Below are 25,267 nucleotides of genomic sequence, written 5' to 3'. Positions count from 1 at the left end.
ATCCCGCGTTTTTTCTCTTCCGGTAAATGGGTGGTATCGACTCCCGTAATAGCCTGAATAAGTGTGGTTTTACCGTGATCAACATGTCCCGCTGTGGCAAAAATCATGGTTATCGTGCCTGTTTTTTCTTGGATTCAACAAAAAGTGTAGTATTTTAATAAATACATCTTGATGGGCGAAAAATATATATGTTTAGTGACAAAGTGAAACATCCTTAACATATTTATTTGGCGCCATCCATGATGATTTATCACATAAAAAATAGCTTTCATTTTTCAGCTTAAAATCAACATAAAAAGAAAAAAACAAACTAAAAACAAACCCTAACATGCCTATAAGTACAAATAGATTTCCTATTTTATTATTAAAGATCACCTTTTCCTTGGTTATAAGATACTTAAATAACAATAGAGAAAAGTAAAAACATAAAGGACTAAACCAAATAAACCAAGCACTTTGGGTTGAGAACGTAATAATTGCACTTCTAGTTATAAATGAAATATAGTCACTTATTGATACTAATCCACCAAACACAGCAATACTTATAAATACCACTGAGACTACAAATACTTTTAATCTACTTACATTATCCACGAGAGTATCTATCCCATATATTGAAAAATTGACCAGAATGGTATGATTGAAATATGACGAGTATAATCATCATCAAAAAATGCTCTTAAACTTGGATCATATTTTATCGGATTCAGCTATTTTTTATTTAGCTTTTTTGAATTATTGAGAGCCGGATCAAATTTTCCTGTAAAAACAGGATAATCAAAGCAATAGATTATTAGGCTAATCCAAGTGATTTAAGTCACCTTTTTATTTGTCATTTTAATGCAGATAATAGACAACATTTTAAATGTCTATTTTCTGATTTATATTACTATTGCAATTTTTACTTATGTGTTAGGTTATACCTATCAAATTGAATTTTTTTAAAAACTAGGAATATAATCTTATGTCATATATGATTTATTTATCGTTAAACGGTAAAAAACAAGGTCTCATCTCTGCTGGGTGTTCAACTCTGGATTCGATAGGAAACCGATATCAAAATGGACACGAGGATCAAATACAGGTTCTCAGCCTGAATCATACCATTACACGACAACAGAACGTTAGTCATCAGCCCATACAATTTATTAAACCAATAGATAAATCATCACCATTATTAGCGATGGCAATAGATTCAAATGAATCTTTAAACGGTACTTTTGTTTTTTACAGAACCGGTCAAGCTGGACAATTAGAATTATTCTATGAAGTTAAAATAACCGAAGCAACTATTAGTGATCTGTCTTGTGTCTATCCACATTCTATAAATAATTTCGATGCGATGCCGCATGAAAGAGTTGTTTTAAACTATAAATCCATCTCATGGAACCATATAACCGCTGGCACATCAGCCTATAGTATATGGGAAGACAGAACCTATTAATTAAAAACCCACCTGTTATAAAGGTGGGTTAAAGATAACAACTAAAAACAATCATAGCTTATTTACATAAAGATATGTTTTTTACATATTTATTTGGCGCCACCCATGATGATTTATCACAGGTTAAATACCCTTCCATTTTTAATTTATCATCGACATAAAAAGAGATAAATAAAGTAAGAATAAACCCTATTATTGACACATATGCAATATAGTCTCCAACTTTACTATTAATAGATTTAGTGTTTCCCAACAATATTCTTAATAAGATATAACCAAGAGAAATAAACACTGGACTAAACCAAATAAATCCCGCACTCTTCCATGAGAATGTAATAATACTATCACGCCTAAAAAAACCGATATAATCATTCAATGAGAAAAACACAGATAATATCGTCGCAAAAAAAAGCAATAGCATACCTAAATATAATTTTGTTTTGCTTGTATTATCCACGACTATATCTCCCCCACATATTAAAAAGTTGATCCGGATGGTATGGTGTTGGATTTGTTTTTCTATACTTCAAATTTTTAATTATAGTTTCACTAATTTTAAAGTGATCATCCAACCAAAATAAAGCAAATGAAACCATAACTCCAAGAGCAAAAACACCAAGAGTTATAAGCATAAGACTACCTCCCACTGCTAAGGCTGGAGTAACTAATAGGGTCTTAGCTGCCGAAGCAATACCTATTGATACAGCTAATTTTGCTCCATCCATTGTTAAGTTAACAAACAAATCAACTAACCCATATTCATCTTTAAATATTAATTCAACGAGTCTATATGCGGCTGAGAATACTACACCAAATTTAGCCCCCTGGGCAATCCCACTTTCAATACCTAACGTACCCACTCCAAAAGCCACTATCCGTGGATTATTAGCAAGGTATCTTGTAGCATTTAAATAGTTTCTTACGCCAGGATAACCTGTTAGTTTTATATATTTTTTTCCCATCCTTACCAACATACTCTTTTGCATCTACACCGAAACTTCTTAAATCATTTGCTATTCTTGCCACACCAAAAGAATCTTTTATATTACCAGAAAATGATGAAAGTGGATCAGTATATGAATAGATATCTTTAATCGTATTTTTCCATGAGTTATAATAATCAGGCTCAGTCAGTGTCCTTAGATAAACCATTGCTTCGTCTTCTGATAACAATGCTATGACCTCTTGATTTTCTTTAAATTGCCGTTCCAATTCCCATTCAATATCTTTATACCGCTGATCTTCTATTTGCTTCTTAAAATTAAGATGATCTTCATATCTATAATCATCCTCAACCCATGTTCTTAATCGTGGATCATATTTCATTTTATAACTCCCTTTACAGTCTATAATTCATTTAAATTTTGTTTATACTTTATCGGATTCAGCCATTTTTTCTTTAGCTTTTCTGAATTATTGGGAGACGGATCAAATTTTACTGTCAGAGCATGACACGGTGTTTTGACAAATTTTATAACACCAACACCTGCAATAATTCATGTGCCTCTTCCAGACAACGTAAATCCAGCCATAATCGGCCATCGTGCAAGCACCCCATTGGGTAAAGGCGCGTTTCAGGGGATGCTGCTGAATCCCCCGCCATCTTGCCTCGCAGACAGCGGAATGGCATTGCCATCTCCCATCAATTGGGAGATAACGTAGATAAATTTCAACACAAGTTTACTGACCTGCCAAGAATTCAGGTTAGACTACTATGAGTCAAAGGAAGAAGAGTGGATTGAACGGCGTGATAACCAGCACTCTTCTTAGTTGAAATACAGATAACGGAAGAGATTAATGATGATATTGACACCTGAAAAATTGCTATCTGCAATCACAAAATACGCGAATACTCCCGAAAAACAACGCGCTATATCCTCACAACAAATGGATTGGTTTTCTGAACCAGAAAATGTCTTTTTGTTAATTAGCCTGGTGTTGCGCCTGCCCAAAGAGATAATGTCCCAGATGGGATACAGCATTACCAGTTGGCTGGAAGTTGCCGTCGCCGAGCTGGCATTAACCGCCAATAAATTGCCTGCTGAGGCCAAACAGCATTTTGAAGAGATTATTGAGCAAATTTTGGTTAATACCAAAGAAGAACATGAGATTAATAATGAATCCCTGTTGTTATGTGTAGCGGTTCTGAAAAGAAATAAGTTTCATATCAACATTGACGTCACCCAACTCCTGAATGCCTCAGAGTATGCTGATGATACCAACATTGCTCATTTTCCTTCAGACCCTCCAAATCTGAACCAACTGTTTAAGGAGTTTGAAATCCAGTCCGGCATTGAGTTTGTCGAATTTTTTGAAGGCGGTCTTTCCGTCACGCCTCATGAAGCCTTACCTCATCTATTTTCGGAAGTCGCTAAACAGCCATGGGGCATAGATGCCTTGCTTCTGCTGACCCAGTACTTTGAAGAACCGATTGCCCTTGCCAGCGCCCACGCATTGGACGATTGCCCTTCCTCTGCATGGGCACACGTATCCCACCTGCAACTGGTCAATCTGTGTGCCCGATTCAACCGTCATCATTCGATTCACGCTTGTTTTAAGCGCTGGAAAAAAAGGGGAATGTCGCACCATAAAAGCGTTCAGAAGGCCGCAGAGATACATGAATTATACGTCACGCATGTTGATGGCAATGACTGTGCCAGCATGATGTTGTCAATTACGTTGAGCGGTCAGAAATATCAAATGAATATGATGCTGGATTTTAAATCGGGCATCCGTGAGAGCTTGCTGAATGTTGCGCCTGAGCGCACCATCCCTGAATTGATTGACGAATTAAACTCCCACGATAATTATATTGACTTTACCCCTGTCTCCCCTGACTGGCTGCAACAAATTTTACCGTGGATACTTTCCGTTCAGCAAAATAAAAACACACCGCTTGATATCGACTCACTGTATTGGTTGTCGCAACTTCCCCTCGAATGGACACAGCCAGAACCTTTTGAATTAGAACACTGGAGCCGAAAATTCGGTTATCAGGCCGATGCCAAACGGCAGGATCGCAGTCGCCTTGGCATCACGATGGGTTCATCATTATTGCTGAGCTGGCTGGCACCGGAAGAGTATTTGTTGCAGGCGAAAAAACCCAGGGACTTATTGAAGCTCTATTACTATGCAAACCGGGAGATATTTGTTGAACGCCTGACCTATTCTGCGATCATCGAACAATGCAGGCAGCCAGAACAAGAACCCGATCTGGTAGAGCAATTTTTGGATTTGGCCTATGCCCTCAGAGATCCGGCGTTAAACCGCAAGCGGTTTTATTTATTTGATTCCTTGGCTGAAATCAGTTTCGAATATTTCTATATGGCACAAGAAGAGGAGATTGAACCCCAAGGCTTGGTGGTCAAAGTGAGTTTACTCGATGCAAGCCCGGCGGTATGGCGTCGTCTCCGTGTCAGCAATCAGCTCACACTGAATGAATTTCATTATGTGATACAAGATGCGATGGGCTGGAAAAACGCGCATCTGCACAGCTTTAATCTTTCAGAAATCGATATTCCAGAAGAACAATATGACCAACTGCGCATCGGTGTATTTCTGGAGGACGTTGGCGATGAACTCAATTACCAATATGACTTTGGTGATGACTGGTTCCACCAGATAACCGTAGAGAAAATTCTGTCAAAAGATATTATCCAGCCCGAAGTGATCGCAGGGAATGGCCTTTGTCCGGCGGAAGATTCGGGTGGCATTTGGCATTGGAATGACTTGCTTAAGTTAAGGAAGAAAAAAGTCCTGTCAGAAGAGGAAGCAGAAGAATTAGAGTATGTCGGCTTATCCCCCGATAAATCGCTGGAGCCTTTTGATAAGCAGCAGGCGAATAAGAGGCTAAAAGCACTCTTCCGCGATTAAAATCAATAACATCTTATAAAACCGGAGGCGAAATACAGCCTTCGGTTTTGTTAACTTCACCGCTGGCAATTCGTATCGCTGCCGCATTGGGAAGCACGCCGGAGTTTGGGTTACGTCTCCAGACCGCTTATGACCTGCATTTCTCTGCATAGAAAACAAGTGGGACCGCGGTCCCATCTTATTTTTCAGCAATTTCACCTGCTCCCCAACATTCATTACAAATCAATTTATTTGACATATCCAATCACCAATTACTTGGATATTTACGTCCATAAAATACCAATTTTGTCCTGTTAATCATACAGTTAAGTTAAGTAAAATTTTCATTTCCATATTGTTAATATCATGAACAAGGAACGGTAACTATCAATTTAGTTGTTTAATCAGCAACCGTTCAAAACACGTGGGATTTAGTGATATTAATTAATTAAAGAAGGAAAAAAAATGCACGACACAATGACTGTAACAGCACCTGGACCATCCAGGGACGCTGGCTGGGGAAACGTGAATGGTTTTGGCGATTATAATGGCGGTGGTAGTTCTGGTACAAATGGTTCTACCCGTTCATCTGCTTATGCTGTAGCTGCCCTCAGTATGGCTCGCCCCGGTATTCCCGCTTTGGTTTTTCCCGTTAATGGGATTTTAAGTACTTCAGTCAATATTGGCATGCTTGATACGGGGTTAATGAGCTTCGGAAATTACATCAACAATTCAAATCCTCTTGCCACACGCATTGCGAGTGAAGCAATTGGATTAGCAAGGTTTGGTGCGCGGTTCGCTGGCCCCGTAGCAGCAATTATATCAATGTCGCTAGACCTGGAAGCAAAAAGACAGGATGCCGTGGCAAAAATAGAAAGAGAAGCTATTGAAAAAGCCAGAAAAGAAGCAAGCCGTGTTAATGTCAAAGATCTCTATCAAATTGCAGCACTGCCAGCAGCAACATTGTTTGTGGGTTCCCTGACAATGGATCAACTTAATGCAAAAATCCGCGGCCAAAACAAAGTTGTTGCAGACGTGGTTTCTCAGCCTGTTGTTGATACAAAAACCCAACAGCGCCAAATGTCTATCACCAGAAATCCGACTAGCGTTCCCGTAGTAAAAGCAGAAAAAACGCATAAAACTAACGTTTATTCTGCCCAAATTGTGGCTGGGATGAAACCCATGCAAATTAGGATTGATAACTCAAAACCTTTTACTAAAAATCTATCTAACGTTAATACTGCGCCTACAGTTGGAATATTTTCACCCATTGGCATTTCTGATACCCATCATGCAATTCTTGATTTTGATGGCAAACATGAGCCTATGTACATTTCTGTTTCTAAAGTTCCCACTTTGGCAGAAGAAAAGGCTCAGTTGGAAGAGACGAAAATTAGAGAGCGAGAATGGTTAGATACCCATCCTCTTGAAAAAGCGGCATTAGAACTAATCGAGGCTATAGAAAATGTAGAAAAATTTAAAGTTATTGAGAACGAAAAACAACAAGCCCTCGCAAAAATTGAAAATACACCGGAGGGTCTATTATTACAAGATGCGGACAAATACCCTTTTTCCAGATCGGTACCAGGTTCAGCCAGTTTTTATGGAAATAGTTATTCAATACCATTTACAGTATCAATTGAAAATAAAAATGATTTGGATAACCTATTTAAATATGGAGGAAAACATTTCACAGCATCTCCTGATGATATAGACCCTTCGCAAGCTTCAGGAGATGGTTATCAATTAGCTGTATATATTGTAGAAACCGAAGCGGTACTATACGACCAATTTAGACAAGAACTATTAAATAAGATAAAGGAAATCGATAATGCAAAAAATGAATTAAATATAGCTATAGAAAACCGCAAAAAAGCGGAAGCCAAGAAAAAAGAAAAAGAACAAAAAGTAGAAGAAGAGAAGAAAAAAGAAAGCGCGCGAAATGAACCAGGCACCGTAACTGGAAATGGGGAAGATGTCGGTGATAATTGGTTGAATGATGTATCTAACGAATTAGGTTCGCCAATTCCAAAAAGCGTCGCGGATAAATTAAGAGGGAAAAAATTCAGCTCATTTGATAAATTGAGAGAAGCTATATGGAAAGCAGTTGAAAAAGATCCTAAATTAAAACAAAACATAAAAACAAAGGGTAATAAAAAAGCGATTGAAAAAGGAAAAGCGCCATTTGCCCGTAAAAAAGATCAGGTTGGCGGCAGAAAAAAACTTGAATTGCACCATGTTGACGAAATTCAGCATGGCGGTGAAGTTTATAATGTTGATAATCTACGGATTGTCACACCAAAAAACCACATTAATATTCATTCAAAATAGCAGAGAGTAATTTATGAGCAAAAATAAACTTGAAGACTACACTGAAGCTGAATTTTTGGCCTTCGTGACAAAAATTTTTAACAGTGATCATGATACAGAACAAGAAGACGTGGATGCTGTTTCTGCGTTTGAATACCTGACCCAGCACCCGGATGGCAGTGATGTAATTTTTTACCCAGCAGAGGGTGATGATGATTCTCCAGAAGGAATTCTGGAACGTGTAAAAAAATGGCGCACTGAAAACGGGCTGCCGTTATTTAAGAAGTAAAAATTAAAGTGGGACCACAGTCCCACTTTTTACGGATCATGACTCCTAAAAACCACATTCGCATTCATTCAAATAAATAGAGAGTAATTTATGAGCAAGAATAAAATTGAAGATTATACCGAAGCTGAATTTCTAGCATTCATTACTAAAATTTTTGATGCTAATTACGATACAGATCAACAGATGGATTATGCAGTTTCCGAGTTTAGACTCCTAACTCAGCACCCAGATGGCAGTGATTTAATTTTTTACCCCAATGAGGGTGATGATGATTCTCCAGAAGGTGTCCTGGCTCGTGTAAAAAAATGGCGCGCTGAAAACGGGCTGCCGTTATTTAAGAAGTAAAAATTAAAGTGGGACCACGGTCCCACTTTTTAGCTATCCTTACCTGAACTCTGGATAAGGAAGAAAAGAAAAAAGGAACTAAGTGCCTGAGGCACGATCAAAGTTTTTGCTTAGAAAACAAAATCGTGGGGATCCTCAGGCTATGGTGACTTTAGAAGAACTTTATTGCTGTGTCGATGATTTTTGACCCTGTTTACGATTTTGTGTAATCGCCATTTCATATTCATTATATGTGACCGTTTAAACGGTCACCGAATTCAATCATAAATCGACTCATTGCAAGACGCCAATCTTGGAGCGGCATCGTCCATAATGAGATGGTCTTCCCCACCCTGTAGCGATACTCTTATAGGGTATTTTCTTTCTGGAGAGGCCATCATGCAAAACGTCACACTTATTGGTATCGATCTTGGCAAGCATTCTTTCCATATCCATTGTCAGGACGAATTCGGCAAGACTATGCTACGTAAAAAATTTACCCGCACAAAATTAATGGAATTTTTAGCCGGGTGTTCATCCACTACCGTCGTGATGGAAGCTTGTGCGGGTGCACATTTTATGGCTCGCCGTATCGCTGATTTAGACCATGATGCAAAGCTGATATCTCCGCAGTTTGTTCGTCCTTTTGTCAAAAGTAACAAAAATGATTTCGTTGATGCAGAGGCGATATGTGAAGCAGCATCACGCCCCTCCATGCGTTTTGTCCAGCCGAGAACAGAGACTCAACAGGCGATGAGAGCGCTGCATCGTGTCAGAGAATCACTCATCAGAGATAAGGTAAAGACCACTAACCAAATGCACGCTTTCTTGCTGGAGTTTGGTATCAGTCTGCCAAAAGGCGAGGCGGTCATTAAACGGTTATCTCTGGTTTTGGCAGAACGCGAAGTGCCCGATTATCTGAGCCGTTTGCTGATGAAATTACATGCCCACTACCTTTATCTTGTCGAGCAAATAACGGCGCTGGGAGCAGAATTAAATCAGTCCATCCGTGGAGATGACACCGCTCAACGCATCATGACAATTCCGGGTGTGGGGCCAATTACGGCCAGCTTACTCTCATCCCAGCTCGGTGATGGCAAACAATTTTCATGCAGCCGCGATTTTGCTGCCTCAATGGGACTTGTTCCCCGGCAATACAGTACGGGAGGGAAACCTACCCTGCTAGGTATCAGCAAACGCGGCAACAAAAATTTGCGCCGATTGCTGGTTCAGTGCGCCCGCGCGTTTATAATGCGGCTTGAGCATCAGCATGGCAGACTTGCAGAGTGGGTTCAGGCACAACTCAGCAAGAAGCATTCGAATGTGGTTGCCTGTGCGCTGGCTAACAAGCTGGCACGAATAGCCTGGGCAATCACCACTCGGCAAAATGAGTATCAGGCCTAATAGATACTGACTGACTCAATAAATTGATGATTAAACAGTGAAATACACGTTATCCATCTGGTTTTGCGAAGACTGATTATTGATGACATGAACGGCCAATCGGCCTGATGAAAAACCTGAACTAAAAAGTGGCTAAAGTGGCTTATTGAAGCCGAGTCCATTTTTAGGTTCATCAGGCGCGGAACTCATCGTGGCGCGGGTATCCATACTCATAGAGACGCCGGATAGATTTAAGCAAGCCAACCATACATCAAAATGAGTGTTGCAAAAATGGGGGAAGACCATAGATTTTTTAGAGGCGGCCTGAATCGCCAGCCAGATAACTTTTTTCGCCGAGTCATCCGACGGGAAGATTTTGCGTTTCTTGATAGCATGCCGGATGACGCTGTTCAGCGATTCAATGGCATTCGTGGTGTAAATGACTTTCCTGATTTCAGCGGGATACGCAAAGAACGTAGACAGATTACCCCAGTTTTCTCGCCAGCTGCGGCTGATTTGGGGATAACGCTCATCCCATTGTTCAGCAAAAGCCGCCAAAGCTTGCTGAGCCATTTCTTCTGTCGGGGCCTGATAAATCTGTTTCAGATCTTTGGCCACCGCTTTCGCGTCTTTCCAGGACACATAGCGCAGGTTATTACGTATCATGTGAACAATGCACAGTTGGACCCGCGTTTGCGGATAGACCGTATTAATCGCCTCAGGGAACCCTTTTAGTCCGTCAACACAGGCAATAAAAATATCTTTTAGCCCACGATGATGGAGTTCCGTCAGCACACTGAGCCAAAATTTGGCCCCTTCGTTTTCAGCCAGCCACAGCCCCAACAGTTCCTTGTGTCCTTCGGTATTAATCCCCAACGCGATGAAGACCGATTTATTGATGATTTGGTTATCCTGACGGACTTTGACCACCAGACAATCCAGATAAACAATCGGATACAGGCTGTCCAATGGACGGTTCTGCCATTCAATCACCTCAGCTTTCACGGCATCCGTGACTTTCGCAATGAGTGACGGCGAAACATCCGCATCATACAGTTCCTTGAAGGCACCCGCGATATCGCGGGTTGTCATTCCTCTGGCATACAAAGCCAGTATCTGGCTGTCCATACCGGTGATCCGCGTTTGATTCTTCCTGACAATTTGCGGTTCAAACGTGCTTTCACGATCACGGGGAATTTGCAGCTCTAATTCGCCGTCTTCGGTCAGCAAGGTCTTAGACGAGTAGCCATTACGGGTATTGGAACCGGATTTTGGTTGGTGTTTTTCATGGCCCAGATGGGCAGCCAGTTCTGCCTTAAGGGCGGTTTCAACGGTCAGTTTTTTGAGGAAGCGGGAGAGCTGGCTCAGATCGTCGGGGGTCTTGAGATTTTTCGCCAGCTCAGTAGCCAGAACGTGTAATTTTTTCTCGTCCATCTTTTCACCTGTTTTAGTTGATAAATTAAACATATCAAATACAGGCAATTACACAAATTCAGGTACAGGGTCCCGGTTTTTGTTATAAAGCAAACTTTATTGTTAATGGGTTAGCTAACTAAAACTTGATTCCTAGCATAAAGACGGAATGAAATCCTTTGGCTGGTATCGATTCTTGGCTATCCCTATATTTCTCATTGAAAATATTATTAAGCTCCAATCCAACGCGATAATTATCCTCATCACCAAAAATACCATCAAATGCTAAATTAACTGTTTTCCATGCAGGCCTTCCATCGGAATACACTTCATTATACTTTTGTGAAATTTTGGTGTTATATTTGGCTTCACTTGCATATCGAACGAATAATTTAGAGTCAAGTGTAAAGTCGTTAAATAACGTTGTTTTTTTCAACCCGACTAGCCCACTGATTAGAGGTATACCTAATTCATCCGTTTTAGTCTTTTGTTTACCCGTATCATATCCACCTGCATTATTGTAATCGAAACTGATATAGCCATATTCCATCGATCTTTTCATTAGGGTGAACGACATGTAAGGAGAAATATCCCAGCCGTTATACTCTATGTAAGCTTCAAGACCATAGGTTTTCGCAGTATCGGCGTTAGCAAAGTGCTGGTATTTCCCACTGTGAACGACATTATTGCATAAGATGGCGTTATCATTCGTGCATGGGAAAGTTGTAATGTAATCTTTAGACTTGGAAAAGAATACACTTGAATCGACATACCATGCATCTCCATTATATCTGGCTCCCACTTCGTAATTTATCATTTCCTCTTTCTTTAAGAACGGGTTTCCAAATTTAACGCCATCACTTGTATCCGTTTGAAAATACAATTGATTAAGTTTAGGAAAGATAACCCCTTTTGAAACCGAAGCTCTTAGTATAGTGTTATCAATACCTTCATATAAGATCCCTGTTGAAAAAGTGAGTGCCGAATCAGATATGTCATTGTTGTTACCATACAGAACCTTATTGATTGAAGAGTAATCTACATATCCGCCGCCCAAATTAAGGTGAGGGTAGGTATAAGCAGTCGTGTTATTATTATCTATCTTTGAATTAACCCAGCTTTGACGAACGCCAAAACTAGTGCTGACGTTGTCAGTCAATTCGTAATTAAACTCACCAAATATTGAATCAATTCCTTGCTCCCACTGCCCCCTCTTATTCAGTAAATTTCTTTCAAAATAATGCTGATTTCTATCCTGATCGAAATATCGCGCACCATTAAGTGAATTATTATCACCTTTTGATTGGTCACGAATGATTTGACCTCCGGTAGTGAGTTTCAAATCATCTGTAATCGAGCTTTTAATTTTTAAATTAATACCCTTGGAGCTTTGTTCATAATGAGTCTTTGAACGCACGTCGGTATCAAAACCTTCCCGAGTAAACCCACCGTTTTGAATGTAAGAATCAAATGAACCTTTCATTGTGATATCTTGAGAGAAAGCATCCAAGTGAATTAAATCGGCATATCTGATGTCAGGTTCATAGTCGTAGAACAACGCAATTTTTCCACGTTTAATCTCTGGGAATTTCAGTGTGTGTTCTGAATACAATCCGTATTTTTTTTGCTTCCCAGTACATATTAGTGTATAGCGAGTAATTATCATATGCTAACCCAAATGAATGCTTTCCATTTGCATAACCAAGCCAATATGAGTCACTTTTATTTCCAAACTTTGTGCCTTCGGCATGGCCAGAAGGTAATTTTCTATTTCCGTGCGTTGCTGAGTTACCCGAAACTCGATAAGTAAAGTCTCCAACATTTCCGTATAAAGATCCTTGGGCTGTAAAACCATTTGAGCCACCATCATAAATCGTCTTAACGGATCCATGCATTAACTTCCCGTCAGAACTGCCTTTGGTTGTGATGATATTTACAGTTCCTCCAATGGCTTGTGAACCATAGAGAATAGAATTGGGTCCTTTAATAATTTCAATTTTATCGATGATGTCAGTATCAACCAAAAATCCAGCAGATGTGCTATAAGATCCGTCCTGATACGTAATCTCCTGCCCATCAATCAAAATAAGTGAACGAGAAGGCATTTCGCCGCGGATCATTATTTCTTTTTTACCCGCTGAAGCACCATCAAATATCTTAATACCAGGAATGTCACGTAATAACTCGGCAACTCCGTCACCTTTGCTTTTTTCTATTTCCTCTCGCAAAATAGTGACTTTAGAATCTTTACTTTTCCAGTCTGATTCTTCATTTTTGGGCGCGATAACGATCAATTTACTTTCTGTGTCAGCAAAAGCCTTACCACAGACAAATAGAATAATAATTAAAATAAAGCCCCGTTTGTAATTGGAATTCATTTTTTTACCTTGTTATTTTAATACCTAATTAAAATTCACCTGAAATACCTAATGAGAATGAACTCACATATTCACCGGTTGAGGTTCTATGCAAGGCAGGAGTTAATTTTATGTTAGCTGAATCATTAATTGAATATTCTAATTCCGTCGTTAGAGTGCCTTCTGGGAAGGTACGTTTTTTTTCGTTCTCGTGGTAGCCTATATATGGAGAGTAGGCGGAATAAGTTAATTTATTATTGTTTGTAGTTGCATTTAACCTTGCTTCGATTGTTGTATTCAATTTTAAATTCTTAAATAACTCAAACTCATAACCAGCACCCAGTGCTACTTTTAGCGTTTCATCTTTCATATCATCAAAGGTGAAGGGTACTTTCACGTGGCTTTCTGTATATCCTTTCCTTAATATGTTTGTATATTTTAATCCTGAATGAAAATTGATGGCACCATTATTTAGGTCATATATTCTACCGACCATAATATTCGCGCTAAATCCAGATACTTTGGTTTTGCCATCGGCGGCTTCAGTGTTTTCTAATACTGGTCGGTTAATGTTTTGATCAACTTTATTAGCACCAGCTCCTGCTTGTACATACCATGCACCATCTTCAAGCGACTCATTCCAACTTGCGAATAACCCAACGCCGACATTTCCATTTTCCTTGATGTATTCATAGTTTGATAGGCTATCGATTCCCTTATCGAAAGATACTCCGACAGATAAATTATCATTAATACCATAGCCAATTGAAATGCCAGTGTCCACATCACTAAGATGTCCATTTTTCTTTTTATCGGTGAAAATATTATAGCAAACGTTTCCTTTTTTAGTCGTATAACAACCGCGTTGTAATTGGTCTAAATATATGGATTGTTTTTCAAACGAAGAAAAGATATCCGAACCTAACAATTGAACCGAAATATATGAATTGCCTGTATCCACTAATCCGTAAAGATTGGTTTTACCATCTTTATCATATACCCATACCACATTTTGGCTGCTTGAATGCCCCCAAATAACATCTCCATCGGGCGATATTCCTGTGACACCTGTTGCCGAATTTTTACGAATTGGATCTAACCCTTTAATTTCACCATTTCTTGAAACAAACGCGGTGCCTGAAGTTCTTTTATCAGTATCAGTTAAAATATCCCCAGCTATAATTGTCCCGTCTCGGTTTACCGCTTTTGCAATAGAGGAATCGTCTTCATTACCAATTCCCAGGTCGATAACCTCTTTTCCGACCCATTTCACAGCATGAATAATATTGCTTTTATCAGAAATGGTACTTGCACCTATAATGACTTTTCCATCTCCTGATATTCCCTCGGCTCTACTGTTAGTTCCACCTATATGTTTTAATTTAATAGTCGCATCATTTTCATATTTAAATGCTTGGTTGTTACCTGCTCCATCATTATAATAATAACCAACCATAATATCACCGGCATTCGATATTCCATTCATATACCCATCTCTAAACCCACTCATTACTGGCAATCGAGTAAGTTTTTCATTTTTATAGAACGAAGGTAAATATTGATGATAGGGTTTATTGTTTTCGTTCAGGAAATCAGTTGTATCTCTCGATGTGGTGTATGCTATCACCTTGCCCTTGGAAGACATATATATCTCTCTTCCAACAATATTTATATTATCTTTTTTATCTGGGCTTCCATTAATTGCTCCCAGAAATCCCATGTCTACTGTTGAATTAGCACTGGCTAAAGTGTAGCGATAATTCATATCTGCAATGCTAAATTTATAACTTAATATGTATCCATCATGGCTAACGGCATAAACAAATCCATTTCCCCATTTACTTGGAGTGAAATCAAACCCCGTACGCTGAACCCTTGCGCCTTCCCAAGAAGTACCAAACACTGGATCGCGCATATTTGCAAATATCTCACCATTATCAGTTATACCTGCAAACCGAACCTGAGTAGAAAGACCCAATGGATTAATTACATAGTTGTCATTTTTCGCGTAGCTATTTACAGAAATAAAAAATAATAAAAATAGTTTGTTTCTTAACCTCATGATATTTCCTGTCTTATTAAATTCGTGTGTAATTGCCACAGAAAGCTTCTTCCATCAATAGAATTAAAACTGCTTAAATGAATATATTTATGTGTTATATGTGTTATATGTGTTATATGTGTTATAAAATGATAATTTTATTTCACTAATTTTCTTTTAAATTTCACCTCCGAATAATAATCTTATATTTACAATGCCAACTTGATAATAATAACAATAATGGTAATCATTACTATTATCAATAGCAACAGAGTACACTAATTCTATCAATTAAATTGATCAGGGTAAGAGCGTGAATGTTTATTTCTTGCCCAATGCATTAAATCCAAAGGTTAATACCCAGCCCCCGGTGTACTTGATTTTCTATTTCCCAGTGTGTCCCGAACGGGTGCCGTAAAAGCAAATAGATAACCCGCTGCCACACCGAGGCTTTGTACATTCAAGGAACAACCCTTCACAAACTTCAGGAGATGGTTATCAATTAGCGTTAATATTGCAGAAACTGAAGTGGCACTATACGACCAATTTAGACAAGAACTATTGAATAAGATAAAGAAAATCGATAATGCAAAAACTGAACTCAATATAGCGATAGAAAACCGAAAAAATTATGAATCAATCCTCTGGGGAATTCACTTTGAATAATGCAGGGTCAGAAAATCAGTTAACCATGCAAGAAATCAGCGGTGCTAGCCGCACGTATGTTCAACAAAAACAGGTTCAGCAAAAAAATGCCCAACACGGTGACCACTTGGGTAAGCCAACGCCGGATTGGGTGGCCGAAGAAGTTCCTGTCGCATTAGTCTATAACGGTATTTCCCATGTTGTGATGATGGCCAGTCCCAAAGATCTTGACCATTTCGCCATCGGATTTTCATTGTCGGAAGGGATCATCACATCGGCGCAGGACATTCGGGGTATTGATGCGGTGGCGAGCTGTCACGGGGGCATTGAAATGCACATTGAACTTTCCAGCCGCCGCTTTGCGGGATTAAAAGAACGCCAACGCAATATGGCAGGGAGAACTGGCTGCGGTCTCTGCGGCACAAAGCAACTGACCGAGGTCTTTCGTCCCATCGCGCCCTTGCCTTTCACCCAAACGTTTTCACTTTCTCACCTTGATGCGGCGCTTGCCCAATTACCGCAGGTTCAGGAAATCGGTGCACTCACCGGCTGTACCCATGCAGCGGGTTGGATTAATCCTGAGGGAAAATTATTGGGGGGTTGTGAAGATATCGGCCGCCATGTTGCACTGGATAAGTTGCTGGGAATGCGGGCAACAATGGGCTGGCAACCGGGTGCGGTATTGGTTTCCAGCCGCGCCAGTTATGAGATGGTGCAAAAATCAGCCAATTGTGGAGTGGAAATTGTCTTTGCTGTTTCTGCCGCAACCTCGCTTGCCATTGAAGTCGCCCAGAAATGCAATCTCACGTTGATCGGATTTTGTAAACCGGGACGGGCAACCGTGTATACCCATCCCAGCCGATTGATCGAACAGTAGTGAGTTGGTTGTACCGTTATGATAAAAACGGAATCCAGATACAGTGAGAAAAATATTGCTAATCGAGGCTGTGGTACATCCACAAATTAGGTTCAATGTAATACGCCATCTGTTTTTCAACATCTACAACCAACGGCACCAAGCCACCGGGAATAATGTATTCCCCGCTTTGCGGAAACTTCATGTTTGTCCATTCCTGCCACTGTTCTACGGTGCCGTAAATATCCATGGAGCGAAGGGCGGGCTTGATGATTTTGGCGCCTAAACGATAATGCGTGCGAACCCACGGATCAAACGGCTCACCTTTGTCATTTTTCCAACCACAATATTCGACAAAGTCTTGCAGGGGATATTGGCTTTTCAAACTTGGCCTGACAGGAACAACCAGCCCCTGCAACCCTTCATTGCGGGCAGTCTGTTTCAGGCTGTTGATAAGTAACGCCGGAATGTTTTGACCTCGGAACGCGGGATCAATGGTGACACTCAGGGCTGATACCATATTGGCGGGCACCTTTCCCTTCGCTGCCCCACCCGCCTCGAACACCGCATCCCACCCTTCATCAGGCAATTGCTCTAATGAATGATGTTCCCAGGGAAACGGAATTGAGTGCAACACACCAACAAGACGCTCTGCTTTCCCCTGTTGCAGAATGGCGAATTTTTGAAAGCGGCTGAAACCGGGCTCATATAATGTGTCCCAATATTTTTCTGCGACCGCATCATAATTCATAAACAGCGGCCAATTGTTATCAATCAGCGCCTCCCTCTCATCAGCAAGATCGGTCCTTTCTTCAGCAGATTGAATAATTATTTTTGCTTCCATCATGGTTCTCCCAATAGACCTTTTTCATTCTTTCACGTAACGGATTTCACTTTAATTACCTGCAATAAATGTAGGTTATTAAAGATAAGTAAAATTTATTTAACGGGTTCTTTGTTGCCAAATTTCACCATAACAGGGAATGAATAGCTATCCATATAAAATAGATGGGATAGTTTTAATGATAATAAGTCGTTACATCACCCGTTCAATTTAATTACAAATGAAATTCTTTCAAGGCTAATTATATTGTTAACAACAAAATAACGTCAGTAAATAAAATCTACCTACCTCACATTGTCAATAAAAAAATTAGCGCGTTTAAGTTTGATTTAAAATGCTAAAAATAAAATAAAAATCAACAAAATAACCAGAACCAATGACTAATAAACCCTATAATTAGCGTAACAAATAGTAATAATTATCATTTACATTATCATTTGAACGGTGTAGCTTTTTCTCGCGCAATAAATCAGGCCGTTTTTAAGATTGGGTAACGAGGGATCCCCCATTCCAAACGAGGATAATGATGAAAAAATTAAATGTATTAGTCGCCGCTTTAGGCGCACTGGGATTTATGGCACAGGCTCAGGCAGAAGTAGGATTTGGTCAGAGTCAAATAAGCAAACCATCTTATATTAAGGTTGGTGTAACCCAGCCAGGTTCAGGCCCACATGGCGGCAAAGGCGGTGAGCCGGGTATTGGTGTCAGTTCCGTTTATCGTGGTCAAGTCACTGGCTTTGCTGGCTTAACCCGCATGGCACCGGCTGACAGCAATGGCATCCATAATATCTCGATGGCAGGCGCACCCGGCTCTCACGGCGGGATGGGAGTATTCCATTTCAGCAAAGTAGCCAATGCGGACGTTTACTTCGGTGAATGGTCTCAGACGGGTAAAGCCGATGATAAGACCCATACGGTTTATTATGCTGGCAAAGACATTACCACCAATATTCCAACCGACGGTACAGCGACTTATACCGTGACCGGTATTAACCAGTACAGCGGTGATAATGCCCTGTCCGGTACATTTACCGCAGATTTTGGTGAGAAAACGCTGGTGGGTTCACTGGAAAACACTGCAATGACAATTGATATTGATGCCAATATTGGCACTGATGCTAAGTTCCAAGGTATTGCTACAACTGGTGATCTTGAGGGACAAACCCAAGGCCACTTCTTTGGTGACAGTGCTTCCAGTTTGGCCGGATATGCCACATTTGCTGACGACAACTCCAAAGATACCGCTTTTGGTGGTTCTAAACAGTAATCCCTAATTTTCCAGAGAACAGTGCCATTGTTGGCGCTGTTCTCTGTTTTTATTTATTAGGTTTCTAATTATTACTGTTTTATTTAACGGCTTTATTTAATTAATGGCCATTTATGTTTAATAACGTGGGCTTTGTGATCTGGTTTTACGATGTCTGACAATAGAACACCCTCTATATTATTCACCGCAGTGGTGGCCTTATGCCTGTCCCTGCCAGGCTATGCCGATGACGATACCAGCCAAAAAATCTGGCAGGAGGCACAACATAATCAACGAGAAAATGAAGCCAGCCTGATGACACCAGACCCCATTTTTACTGAGAATGGTTCATCGTTAATTGTGATTAACGGGCAAACGTTTCAGGTAGAAAATAATATTAATGATATCGGCCAGGCATTATTTCTCGCCATTAACCATCAACAATGGCCGGATGTCAGGCGCTTCCTCACGGCTTATCTAAAATTGCCGGAGCATGATGTGATGCTGGTTAATTTTGCCCAGGGTGGGCTGGCACGTTTTGACGGGGATTTGGATCTCGCCGCCGACCATTACCAACAAATCCTGCATCAACAACCCGATTTTCCCCGTATCACACTGGAACTGGCCCGGGTCTATTTTGAGGATCATAAAAACCGGGAAGCCGAACAACTGTTTACCGGATTGTATCAGGCGCAAACCCTGCCAGAAGCCGTACTGAAAAATATTAACAGCTATCTGGAAGCGATAACGCTGAGAAACAGTTGGCGCGGCTCTTTCTCGGCCGGTTACGCCTATAACGATAACGTCAATATGTCTCCTGATCGGGAACCAATCTGTACGCACTACGTGGGAGATAAATGTAATATTGAACAGCGAATACCAAAAGCCGTCAAAGCCTGGGGCATGTCTTATGACGCCACATTAAGCCGGCGCTATCAGCTTACCGGTCATCATGGCATTTTTGGCCGTAGCCTGATTTATGGCGAAAATTACCGTGATTACCACGATGAAAACGAAAATACGTTGCTGCTGGTGGGTGGCTATAACTATAAAAGCAAGCGTCATGATTTCTCGTTTGGCCCCTTGTTTGAATATAAACAACGTGCAGACGATGCCGGTTACCGAGCCACCGGCGCCAAGACCGAGTGGCGATGGGCTTTCACTGCCCAAACCGCCCTGAATGTGGAGCTTGAGCATAAACAGCTACGTTACCAACAACCGTTCCGCCGGAAAGATGGCAGCTTTTCCTCAACCTATCTCACCCTGTTCCATTCCATAAACAAAGACGTTGTCCTGTTTGGCGGCGGCGATTGGGTTTACCGCGACAACAAGCAGTATGCCGTGGATCGCTATCAGCAATGGGGCGTTCGGGCAGGGATTGCCGGGCAGATCTATCCCGGCATTAACGGCTCCCTGTTTGCCACATTGAAACAGCGCCATTTTGGGGCAAGTCACCCAATGACAAAGATCCGGCGTCAGGATAACGAACAGATTTACAGCGCAGTGATTAAAGTGCCGGCCGCAGAAATTTGGGGCATGACACCTTCTGTGACGTTCCGCCATCGGCGCAATCACAGCAATGTGGCCTGGCTGTACAGCTATAACAAAAACGAAATCCTCATCCGGCTGGAAAAGTATTTTTAACCAAAAATGTGTTGTTTTTTATTTGTGTGATGATAATCGACAAATCGAGGCAAGAGATATCCATGACATACCGTATTAAAACCCGACTCACCCCTATCACAGTGGCATTATCACTGGCATTTTCACTGGCGGTACCGCCGCTGTTTGCCGAATCCCAACCGACGGTGACGGCCTCAAGCAGCAAGACAGATCTCGGTAAAATTCGTGTCACAGAGAACAGTGATAAAGATGAAGCCGGTTATGATGCGGTTTATGACAAAGATATCTCCAATATTTATATCGGCAAAAAGGAGATCGAACGCTATAAGGGCACCTCTCCCGCCGATTTAATTAAAGGAGCGGTGGGCGTATACAGCGGTGATGCCCGTAATAGTGGCGCTCTGGATATCAATATTCGTGGTGTTCAGGGGCAAGGGCGTATTCCCGTTACGATTGATGGTACAGAACAGGCGATTACCGTCGGGCGCGGTTACCATGGTGCCAATAACCGCAACTATATCGATCCAAACTTAATCAGTAGTATTGAAATTGAAAAAGGCTCTTCTCTCAGCCGTGGAATCAAAGGTTCTGTCGGCGGTGCCGTCGCTATTAAAACCTTAGGCATTGATGATGTGGTACCGAAAGGGGAAACTTTTGGCATTAATACCAAACTGGAAACCAGCAGTAATTCCGTCAGAGAGCGCACACCATCCCTGTCATTGGGACAAGACTACCGTGATGTGCCGAATTTTGCCCGCAATGGTATCGAAACAGACCCAGCCTTACAGGTCACGCCCCACTCATCGAAAGACAATAAACTGTTTGGCTTTAAAGATAATGCTTTCCGCGTCGCGGTGGGTACACGGCAGGAATATTTTGATTTGATGCTGGCCTATGCTTACCGCCGTCAGGGGAACTATTTTGCCGGCAAAGGAGGCGCTCATCGTTATGATGAGGATATTACACAAGCTGACCGGGAACTGATGAAAGGCGCCCGGACAACATTGGACCCTTATCTGCCGTTTGCTGCTCGTATCTATCGCCCCGGCAATGAAGTTCCCAATACTTCCAGTGAGATGCGCTCCGTGCTAATCAAGAACAGTTGGCGTTTCAGCGATGATCAGGTACTGCTGTTGGGTCTTCGAGATACCCGCATGGAATTTGGCGATATTATGCCCTCACGCCTGGGCTGGGTTGATCCCGCAGAAAATAAGGTTCCTCAATGGCCACTGGCGAATGTCCACCAGCAAGCGGCCAACCTGAGCTATAAATGGCAGCCCACAGATAACCCTTATGTTGATTTCGATATCAACCTGTGGACAACCCGCACCACCAGCAATACCAACACCTCCGGGGGCTATCCGCGCACCCCCGTTAACAGGGACTGGAGTTGGGAAAACGGTCTCGAAGGCAGGAACTCGAATATTGACGGCACATTGATCGATGGCGCCACGACTCATTCCCAGAATAATCGTTGGGGGGTTGATCTCTCCAATAAATTTGCCTTACATCCCACTCTGGATCTGACCTTAATGGGAAATTTCCAACGGGAACACCTTGGCTCCAATGATGACTACAATGCCACCAATATGTACTTTTTCCAGTCACCATCGCGAAAAGGGCAGCGTCAGGAAATCAATCTCGCCTTTAACTTTGACTGGCGGCCGACTTCATGGCTGGAACTGAAAGCCGGTGCCAAACGTGTCTCCTATTGGTCGAAAGATGATTTGCTTAGTGAACGACGTGCGGCAAGAGATTGGCGTTATGAAAAACAACGGGAAACCATCGGACATGAAATGAGTTATTGGCGAACCCCAACCGAAAGAGAAATTAATATAATCCAAAAAAGGTTTGAAAAAAGAAAACCGCTATCACAAATGAGCAAAGCAGAGAAAAAAGAACTCCGAAACATATTTAGTGAATACTCTAAGATAAAAGCAGACAAAATCACCTCACGTGATGGTCAAAAACGCAATATGATTTCTGAAAAATTCGAATGGAAGTACGATTCCGGCACCGGCAAGCTCAATAAAAGCGATAACCCCTATTTCAATGGTCAACTGGATATGAATGAAAGGGTTATCGACCCAATAAGCGGTAAGGAAGGCTATAAATATGAATACGGCCAAGAAGTTGACGCCAATGGTATATCAGGCCCTGATGTTGACGATCCTTGGGAAACACCATCAAAACGTAAGGATCATGCCTGGGCTCCCGCATTTTCTGCTACCGCTTATGTTACGGACGAGCTCCGTCTCTATGCCCGCTATGTTGAAGCGGTAAGAATGCCCAGCATTTTTGCCGATACCGTCGGTTTTTCAGGAACTCTGGACAACCGCGTCGGTCAGCGATTTAAGCCTGAACGTGCCAAAACCACTGAAGTCGGCTTTGTTTATGATTTCAGCCAGTTGGTTGATGCTGAACGCCATGCCGATATCAAACTCGCTTACTACAATACCGTGATTGAAAATGTGTTCGACCGGGACAACACTTATCATTTCGCCCAAATGGACAAACAGAAACTGGCCGGTCTGGAATTACAGGCACGTTATGATAATGGCAGTTTCTTCACCGATATGGGGCTGACCTACAATATGAAAAACAAGGTCTGTGACCATAACTCGGTGATGAGAATGGATTCCCAAAATCGTCATGGCGTCCCTGAGTGTATTGATGGCGGTTTCCCCGGTGGTTATTTACGCACCTCTATACAGCCTCAATATTCCGCTAACCTGACCGTCGGCGGCCGTTTGTTGGATGAAAAACTGGAGCTGGGCAGCCGTATGCTCTATCACAGCAAGGCGGAAAACAAAGAGGAAAAATGGCTGATGAATGCGTTGCCGGACACTTATAAAGGGCAGTCCAATAACCCAATGCGCTGGAACCCGGTGTTTACGGTTGATGCCTATATCAGCTATCAAATCACACCAGCGATATCCATGGAGTTGACGGGCACCAACCTGACCAACCGTTATTATCTCGATCCGCTGACACGTTCGATGCTGCCGGCGCCGGGCAGAACCTTTAAACTCAGTCTGACCAGCCAGTTTTAACGGCTAATTTGTCGAGGAGCGTATGACCCATACCGCCATATTAGATAATCCAGCAGCCGGCTCTCCCTTGATGCCCCCAAAGGGCTTGCTGGTGGGTGTCCTGATCGCCATTTTATTACATATCAGTCTAATATGGCTGTTTAACCGACACGATCCCTATGATGATACCGCCCATCATATCGACAACAACACCGCTGCCACCGGGCTCTCCATTACGATGGTGGCTGCCCCGGCATGGGAAAGTGAGCCGGAGCCAGTCGCTCCGCCCTCCCCGCTTTTGACTGCGCCGGAATCACCGGCCAAACCTGAAATAGCACTGGATAAGGCAGTTTATCCTGACATCAAGGTGGAAAAACCACAGGAAGCCAAGAAACGCCAGAAACAGCAGAAAGAAAAACCGCCGGCAGTAGCAGAAAAGAAGCCGACCCAATCACCGCAGGTGCAGCAAGAGAACCAGACCGAGCAAGAAACCCACGGTAGCGACCAGATTAACTCAGCAGGCAGTATGAGCCGTGCGGCAACATCACAACCGTTGGTCGGACAAGGAAACAGTGAAACAGACAATTACCGGGCAAGGCTGCGGCAAGAAATTGAACGCCATAAGCGCTATCCGCGCAAGGCAAAGAGAATGAAACAGCAGGGCACCGTGACGGTTAACTTTACCCTGTCGGATGACGGCACATTAACCGCCGCCAGGGTGGTTAACTCCTCCGGCAACGACGCATTGGATAATGCCGCTCTTGAGGCTGTCGGGCGCGCCAGTTCAGTGGGGGCTAAACCGGCGGATATTTCCCCCGATGTCACGCTGCAACTTGATTTTAAATTGGATTGAGCGAGGATCTCGCCCACCATTGGGCGAGAGTGGTCGAAAATTATTATATTGACTAAATGGTAATAGATGCCAGCATGGCTTTTCGTTCTTCATCACTGATTTTGGGAATAGCATAGAAAGGCACAACTTTCGTCGGATAGATGCCCACCAGCCCCAACGTTCCCAGTGTCATATCACGCATAAAGTTATCCAACTCCATGCCATTTTGAACCAGTACCGATTCTGCTGTACCTAAGGTGATAAATACGCTGGCTGATTTGCCAGTCAAATGAGGGGTAAATACTTTTTCATCTTCATAATAAGCAAAGCCATTGGAAAATACCCGATCAATCCACCCTTTAAGAATCGCGGGCTGACCAAACCACCAGACAGGATAAATAAAAATAAGATGATCAGCTTCTTTAATCATCGCCTGACTTTTTGCAACGTCCGGTAATACTTCTCCTCGGTGCAATGCCTCAAAATCCGAGCTGGCAAGTACAGGATTAAATTTATCATCATAGAGAGAAATAAAACTGTATTCGTCACCTTTATTGACTATTTCATCAATAATTTTTTCTTTAATAGCATGATTAAAACTTTTAGGGTTAGGGTGAGCATAAATAATCATATGTTTCATTTTCTGATACTTCCTTTGAGAAATAAAAACAACTTTGATTTAGCAACATCATTAATACGAATCGACCCGATAATTAGTTGACTCATTTAAATATATCCTTCTTATTTCAAGATGCCTTTATTACCTCCCCACAGTA

At 41.8% G+C, this 25,267-nt stretch carries 22 protein-coding genes and 1 pseudogene; 11 read left to right on the top strand and 12 right to left on the bottom strand.

Going from position 1 to position 25,267, the window contains the following annotated elements; all coding sequences use genetic code 11:
- Both PSI15_RS13565 and PSI15_RS13560 read right to left on the bottom strand, forming a co-directional pair.
- Positions 1-107, bottom strand: a 107-nt coding sequence (locus PSI15_RS13565) for a GTP-binding protein (protein WP_273583985.1), incomplete at its 3' end; no start/stop codon positions are given.
- An 85-nt stretch (positions 108-192) separates the two neighbouring features.
- Positions 193-534: a DUF1240 domain-containing protein gene (locus PSI15_RS13560; RefSeq protein WP_273583984.1), complete on the bottom strand. Its 342-nt coding sequence runs from the start codon at positions 532-534 to the stop codon at positions 193-195.
- A 430-nt stretch (positions 535-964) separates the two neighbouring features.
- Here PSI15_RS13560 and PSI15_RS13555 point away from each other — a divergent pair, with 430 nt between their 5' ends.
- Positions 965-1,444, top strand: coding sequence for an Hcp family type VI secretion system effector (locus tag PSI15_RS13555; RefSeq protein ID WP_273583983.1), 480 nt, complete (start codon positions 965-967; stop codon positions 1,442-1,444).
- A 58-nt stretch (positions 1,445-1,502) separates the two neighbouring features.
- Here the strand turns inward: PSI15_RS13555 and PSI15_RS13550 are convergent, their stop codons facing one another.
- From PSI15_RS13550 to PSI15_RS13540, 4 genes are all read right to left on the bottom strand, one after another.
- Entirely contained in the window at positions 1,503-1,901 is a 399-nt protein-coding gene (locus tag PSI15_RS13550; RefSeq protein WP_273583982.1) for a DUF1240 domain-containing protein, read from the bottom strand.
- On the bottom strand, positions 1,894-2,406 hold the full coding sequence (locus tag PSI15_RS18495; RefSeq protein ID WP_337928822.1) for a hypothetical protein: 513 nt from the start codon (positions 2,404-2,406) through the stop codon (positions 1,894-1,896). Before PSI15_RS18495 ends, PSI15_RS13550 begins: the two co-directional genes overlap by 8 nt.
- Entirely contained in the window at positions 2,330-2,770 is a 441-nt protein-coding gene (locus PSI15_RS18490; RefSeq protein WP_337928821.1) for a hypothetical protein, read from the bottom strand. Before PSI15_RS18490 ends, PSI15_RS18495 begins: the two co-directional genes overlap by 77 nt.
- Positions 2,771-2,915: 145 nt before the next feature.
- Positions 2,916-3,074: a hypothetical protein gene (locus tag PSI15_RS13540; protein ID WP_273583981.1), complete on the bottom strand. Its 159-nt coding sequence runs from the start codon at positions 3,072-3,074 to the stop codon at positions 2,916-2,918.
- Positions 3,075-3,241: 167 nt separating this feature from the next.
- Here PSI15_RS13540 and PSI15_RS13535 point away from each other — a divergent pair, with 167 nt between their 5' ends.
- From PSI15_RS13535 to PSI15_RS13515, 5 genes are all read left to right on the top strand, one after another.
- Positions 3,242-5,317: a plasmid pRiA4b ORF-3 family protein gene (locus tag PSI15_RS13535; RefSeq protein WP_273583980.1), complete on the top strand. Its 2,076-nt coding sequence runs from the start codon at positions 3,242-3,244 to the stop codon at positions 5,315-5,317.
- Between the two features lie 444 nt (positions 5,318-5,761).
- On the top strand, positions 5,762-7,627 hold the full coding sequence (locus PSI15_RS13530; protein ID WP_273583979.1) for a colicin-like bacteriocin tRNase domain-containing protein: 1,866 nt from the start codon (positions 5,762-5,764) through the stop codon (positions 7,625-7,627).
- 13 nt (positions 7,628-7,640) lie between these two features.
- Positions 7,641-7,895, top strand: coding sequence for a bacteriocin immunity protein (locus PSI15_RS13525; protein WP_273583978.1), 255 nt, complete (start codon positions 7,641-7,643; stop codon positions 7,893-7,895).
- A 90-nt stretch (positions 7,896-7,985) separates the two neighbouring features.
- Positions 7,986-8,240 carry a bacteriocin immunity protein gene (locus PSI15_RS13520; RefSeq protein ID WP_273583977.1) on the top strand — a complete coding sequence of 85 codons (255 nt, stop codon included), beginning with the start codon at positions 7,986-7,988 and terminating at the stop codon, positions 8,238-8,240.
- A 378-nt stretch (positions 8,241-8,618) separates the two neighbouring features.
- The gene (locus tag PSI15_RS13515) at positions 8,619-9,623 is read left to right on the top strand and encodes an IS110 family transposase (RefSeq protein ID WP_273583976.1); all 1,005 of its coding nucleotides are present in this window, start codon (positions 8,619-8,621) and stop codon (positions 9,621-9,623) included.
- A 288-nt stretch (positions 9,624-9,911) separates the two neighbouring features.
- On the opposite strand, the pseudogene PSI15_RS13510 reads toward PSI15_RS13515, so the two are convergent.
- The 4 genes and pseudogenes from PSI15_RS13510 to PSI15_RS13495 form a co-directional block, all read right to left on the bottom strand.
- Positions 9,912-11,036, bottom strand: a pseudogene (locus PSI15_RS13510) (IS256 family transposase); the annotation flags it as partial.
- Between the two features lie 118 nt (positions 11,037-11,154).
- The gene (locus PSI15_RS13505) at positions 11,155-12,573 is read right to left on the bottom strand and encodes a TonB-dependent receptor domain-containing protein (protein WP_273583975.1); all 1,419 of its coding nucleotides are present in this window, start codon (positions 12,571-12,573) and stop codon (positions 11,155-11,157) included.
- Positions 12,574-12,589: 16 nt separating this feature from the next.
- Positions 12,590-13,393, bottom strand: coding sequence for a TonB-dependent receptor plug domain-containing protein (locus PSI15_RS13500; RefSeq protein ID WP_273583974.1), 804 nt, complete (start codon positions 13,391-13,393; stop codon positions 12,590-12,592).
- Positions 13,394-13,421: 28 nt separating this feature from the next.
- Positions 13,422-15,473, bottom strand: coding sequence for a hypothetical protein (locus PSI15_RS13495; protein WP_273583973.1), 2,052 nt, complete (start codon positions 15,471-15,473; stop codon positions 13,422-13,424).
- A 631-nt stretch (positions 15,474-16,104) separates the two neighbouring features.
- On the opposite strand from PSI15_RS13495, the gene fdhD reads away from it, so the two are divergent.
- Positions 16,105-16,935, top strand: a complete 831-nt coding sequence (fdhD, locus tag PSI15_RS13490; RefSeq protein WP_443256093.1) for a formate dehydrogenase accessory sulfurtransferase FdhD — start codon at positions 16,105-16,107, stop codon at positions 16,933-16,935.
- Between the two features lie 58 nt (positions 16,936-16,993).
- Here fdhD and PSI15_RS13485 read toward each other — a convergent pair whose 3' ends face one another.
- Positions 16,994-17,758, bottom strand: coding sequence for a hypothetical protein (locus PSI15_RS13485; protein ID WP_045973245.1), 765 nt, complete (start codon positions 17,756-17,758; stop codon positions 16,994-16,996).
- Positions 17,759-18,284: 526 nt separating this feature from the next.
- On the opposite strand from PSI15_RS13485, the gene PSI15_RS13480 reads away from it, so the two are divergent.
- The 4 genes from PSI15_RS13480 to PSI15_RS13465 all read left to right on the top strand — a co-directional run bounded on the left by PSI15_RS13480 (position 18,285) and on the right by PSI15_RS13465 (position 24,512).
- Positions 18,285-19,025 carry a Slam-dependent surface lipoprotein gene (locus PSI15_RS13480; protein ID WP_273583971.1) on the top strand — a complete coding sequence of 247 codons (741 nt, stop codon included), beginning with the start codon at positions 18,285-18,287 and terminating at the stop codon, positions 19,023-19,025.
- Positions 19,026-19,175: 150 nt separating this feature from the next.
- Positions 19,176-20,648, top strand: a complete 1,473-nt coding sequence (locus PSI15_RS13475) for a porin family protein (protein ID WP_273583970.1) — start codon at positions 19,176-19,178, stop codon at positions 20,646-20,648.
- A 62-nt stretch (positions 20,649-20,710) separates the two neighbouring features.
- Positions 20,711-23,680, top strand: coding sequence for a TonB-dependent receptor domain-containing protein (locus PSI15_RS13470; RefSeq protein ID WP_273583969.1), 2,970 nt, complete (start codon positions 20,711-20,713; stop codon positions 23,678-23,680).
- Positions 23,681-23,702: 22 nt separating this feature from the next.
- Positions 23,703-24,512 (top strand): energy transducer TonB, encoded by an 810-nt coding sequence (locus PSI15_RS13465; RefSeq protein WP_273583968.1) that lies wholly within the window; start codon positions 23,703-23,705, stop codon positions 24,510-24,512.
- Between the two features lie 52 nt (positions 24,513-24,564).
- On the opposite strand, the gene PSI15_RS13460 is transcribed toward PSI15_RS13465, so the two are convergent.
- Positions 24,565-25,131 carry an NAD(P)H-dependent oxidoreductase gene (locus PSI15_RS13460; RefSeq protein WP_273583967.1) on the bottom strand — a complete coding sequence of 189 codons (567 nt, stop codon included), beginning with the start codon at positions 25,129-25,131 and terminating at the stop codon, positions 24,565-24,567.
- Between the last annotated feature and the right edge of the window lie 136 nt (positions 25,132-25,267).

The organism is Xenorhabdus sp. PR6a (genome assembly GCF_028599065.1).
Taxonomy (GTDB): Bacteria; Pseudomonadota; Gammaproteobacteria; order Enterobacterales; family Enterobacteriaceae; genus Xenorhabdus; species Xenorhabdus doucetiae.
This window is presented reverse-complemented; position numbering and strand designations above follow the sequence as displayed.

Bases quoted from the DNA above. Each gene is read 5' to 3' on its own strand.
- PSI15_RS13530 (WP_273583979.1), top strand. From the start codon at position 5,762: ATGCACGACACAATGACTGTAACAGCACCTGGACCATCCAGGGACGCT.
- PSI15_RS13465 (WP_273583968.1), top strand. From the start codon at position 23,703: ATGACCCATACCGCCATATTAGATAATCCAGCAGCCGGCTCTCCCTTG.
- PSI15_RS13525 (WP_273583978.1), top strand. From the start codon at position 7,641: ATGAGCAAAAATAAACTTGAAGACTACACTGAAGCTGAATTTTTGGCC.
- PSI15_RS13485 (WP_045973245.1), bottom strand. From the start codon at position 17,758: ATGGAAGCAAAAATAATTATTCAATCTGCTGAAGAAAGGACCGATCTT.
- PSI15_RS13540 (WP_273583981.1), bottom strand. From the start codon at position 3,074: ATGCCATTCCGCTGTCTGCGAGGCAAGATGGCGGGGGATTCAGCAGCA.
- PSI15_RS13535 (WP_273583980.1), top strand. From the start codon at position 3,242: ATGATGATATTGACACCTGAAAAATTGCTATCTGCAATCACAAAATAC.
- PSI15_RS13555 (WP_273583983.1), top strand. From the start codon at position 965: ATGTCATATATGATTTATTTATCGTTAAACGGTAAAAAACAAGGTCTC.
- PSI15_RS13480 (WP_273583971.1), top strand. From the start codon at position 18,285: ATGAAAAAATTAAATGTATTAGTCGCCGCTTTAGGCGCACTGGGATTT.
- PSI15_RS13515 (WP_273583976.1), top strand. From the start codon at position 8,619: ATGCAAAACGTCACACTTATTGGTATCGATCTTGGCAAGCATTCTTTC.
- fdhD (WP_443256093.1), top strand. From the start codon at position 16,105: ATGCAAGAAATCAGCGGTGCTAGCCGCACGTATGTTCAACAAAAACAG.
- PSI15_RS13475 (WP_273583970.1), top strand. From the start codon at position 19,176: ATGTCTGACAATAGAACACCCTCTATATTATTCACCGCAGTGGTGGCC.
- PSI15_RS13500 (WP_273583974.1), bottom strand. From the start codon at position 13,393: ATGAATTCCAATTACAAACGGGGCTTTATTTTAATTATTATTCTATTT.
- PSI15_RS18495 (WP_337928822.1), bottom strand. From the start codon at position 2,406: ATGGGAAAAAAATATATAAAACTAACAGGTTATCCTGGCGTAAGAAAC.
- PSI15_RS13470 (WP_273583969.1), top strand. From the start codon at position 20,711: ATGACATACCGTATTAAAACCCGACTCACCCCTATCACAGTGGCATTA.
- PSI15_RS13460 (WP_273583967.1), bottom strand. From the start codon at position 25,131: ATGAAACATATGATTATTTATGCTCACCCTAACCCTAAAAGTTTTAAT.
- PSI15_RS18490 (WP_337928821.1), bottom strand. From the start codon at position 2,770: ATGAAATATGATCCACGATTAAGAACATGGGTTGAGGATGATTATAGA.
- PSI15_RS13520 (WP_273583977.1), top strand. From the start codon at position 7,986: ATGAGCAAGAATAAAATTGAAGATTATACCGAAGCTGAATTTCTAGCA.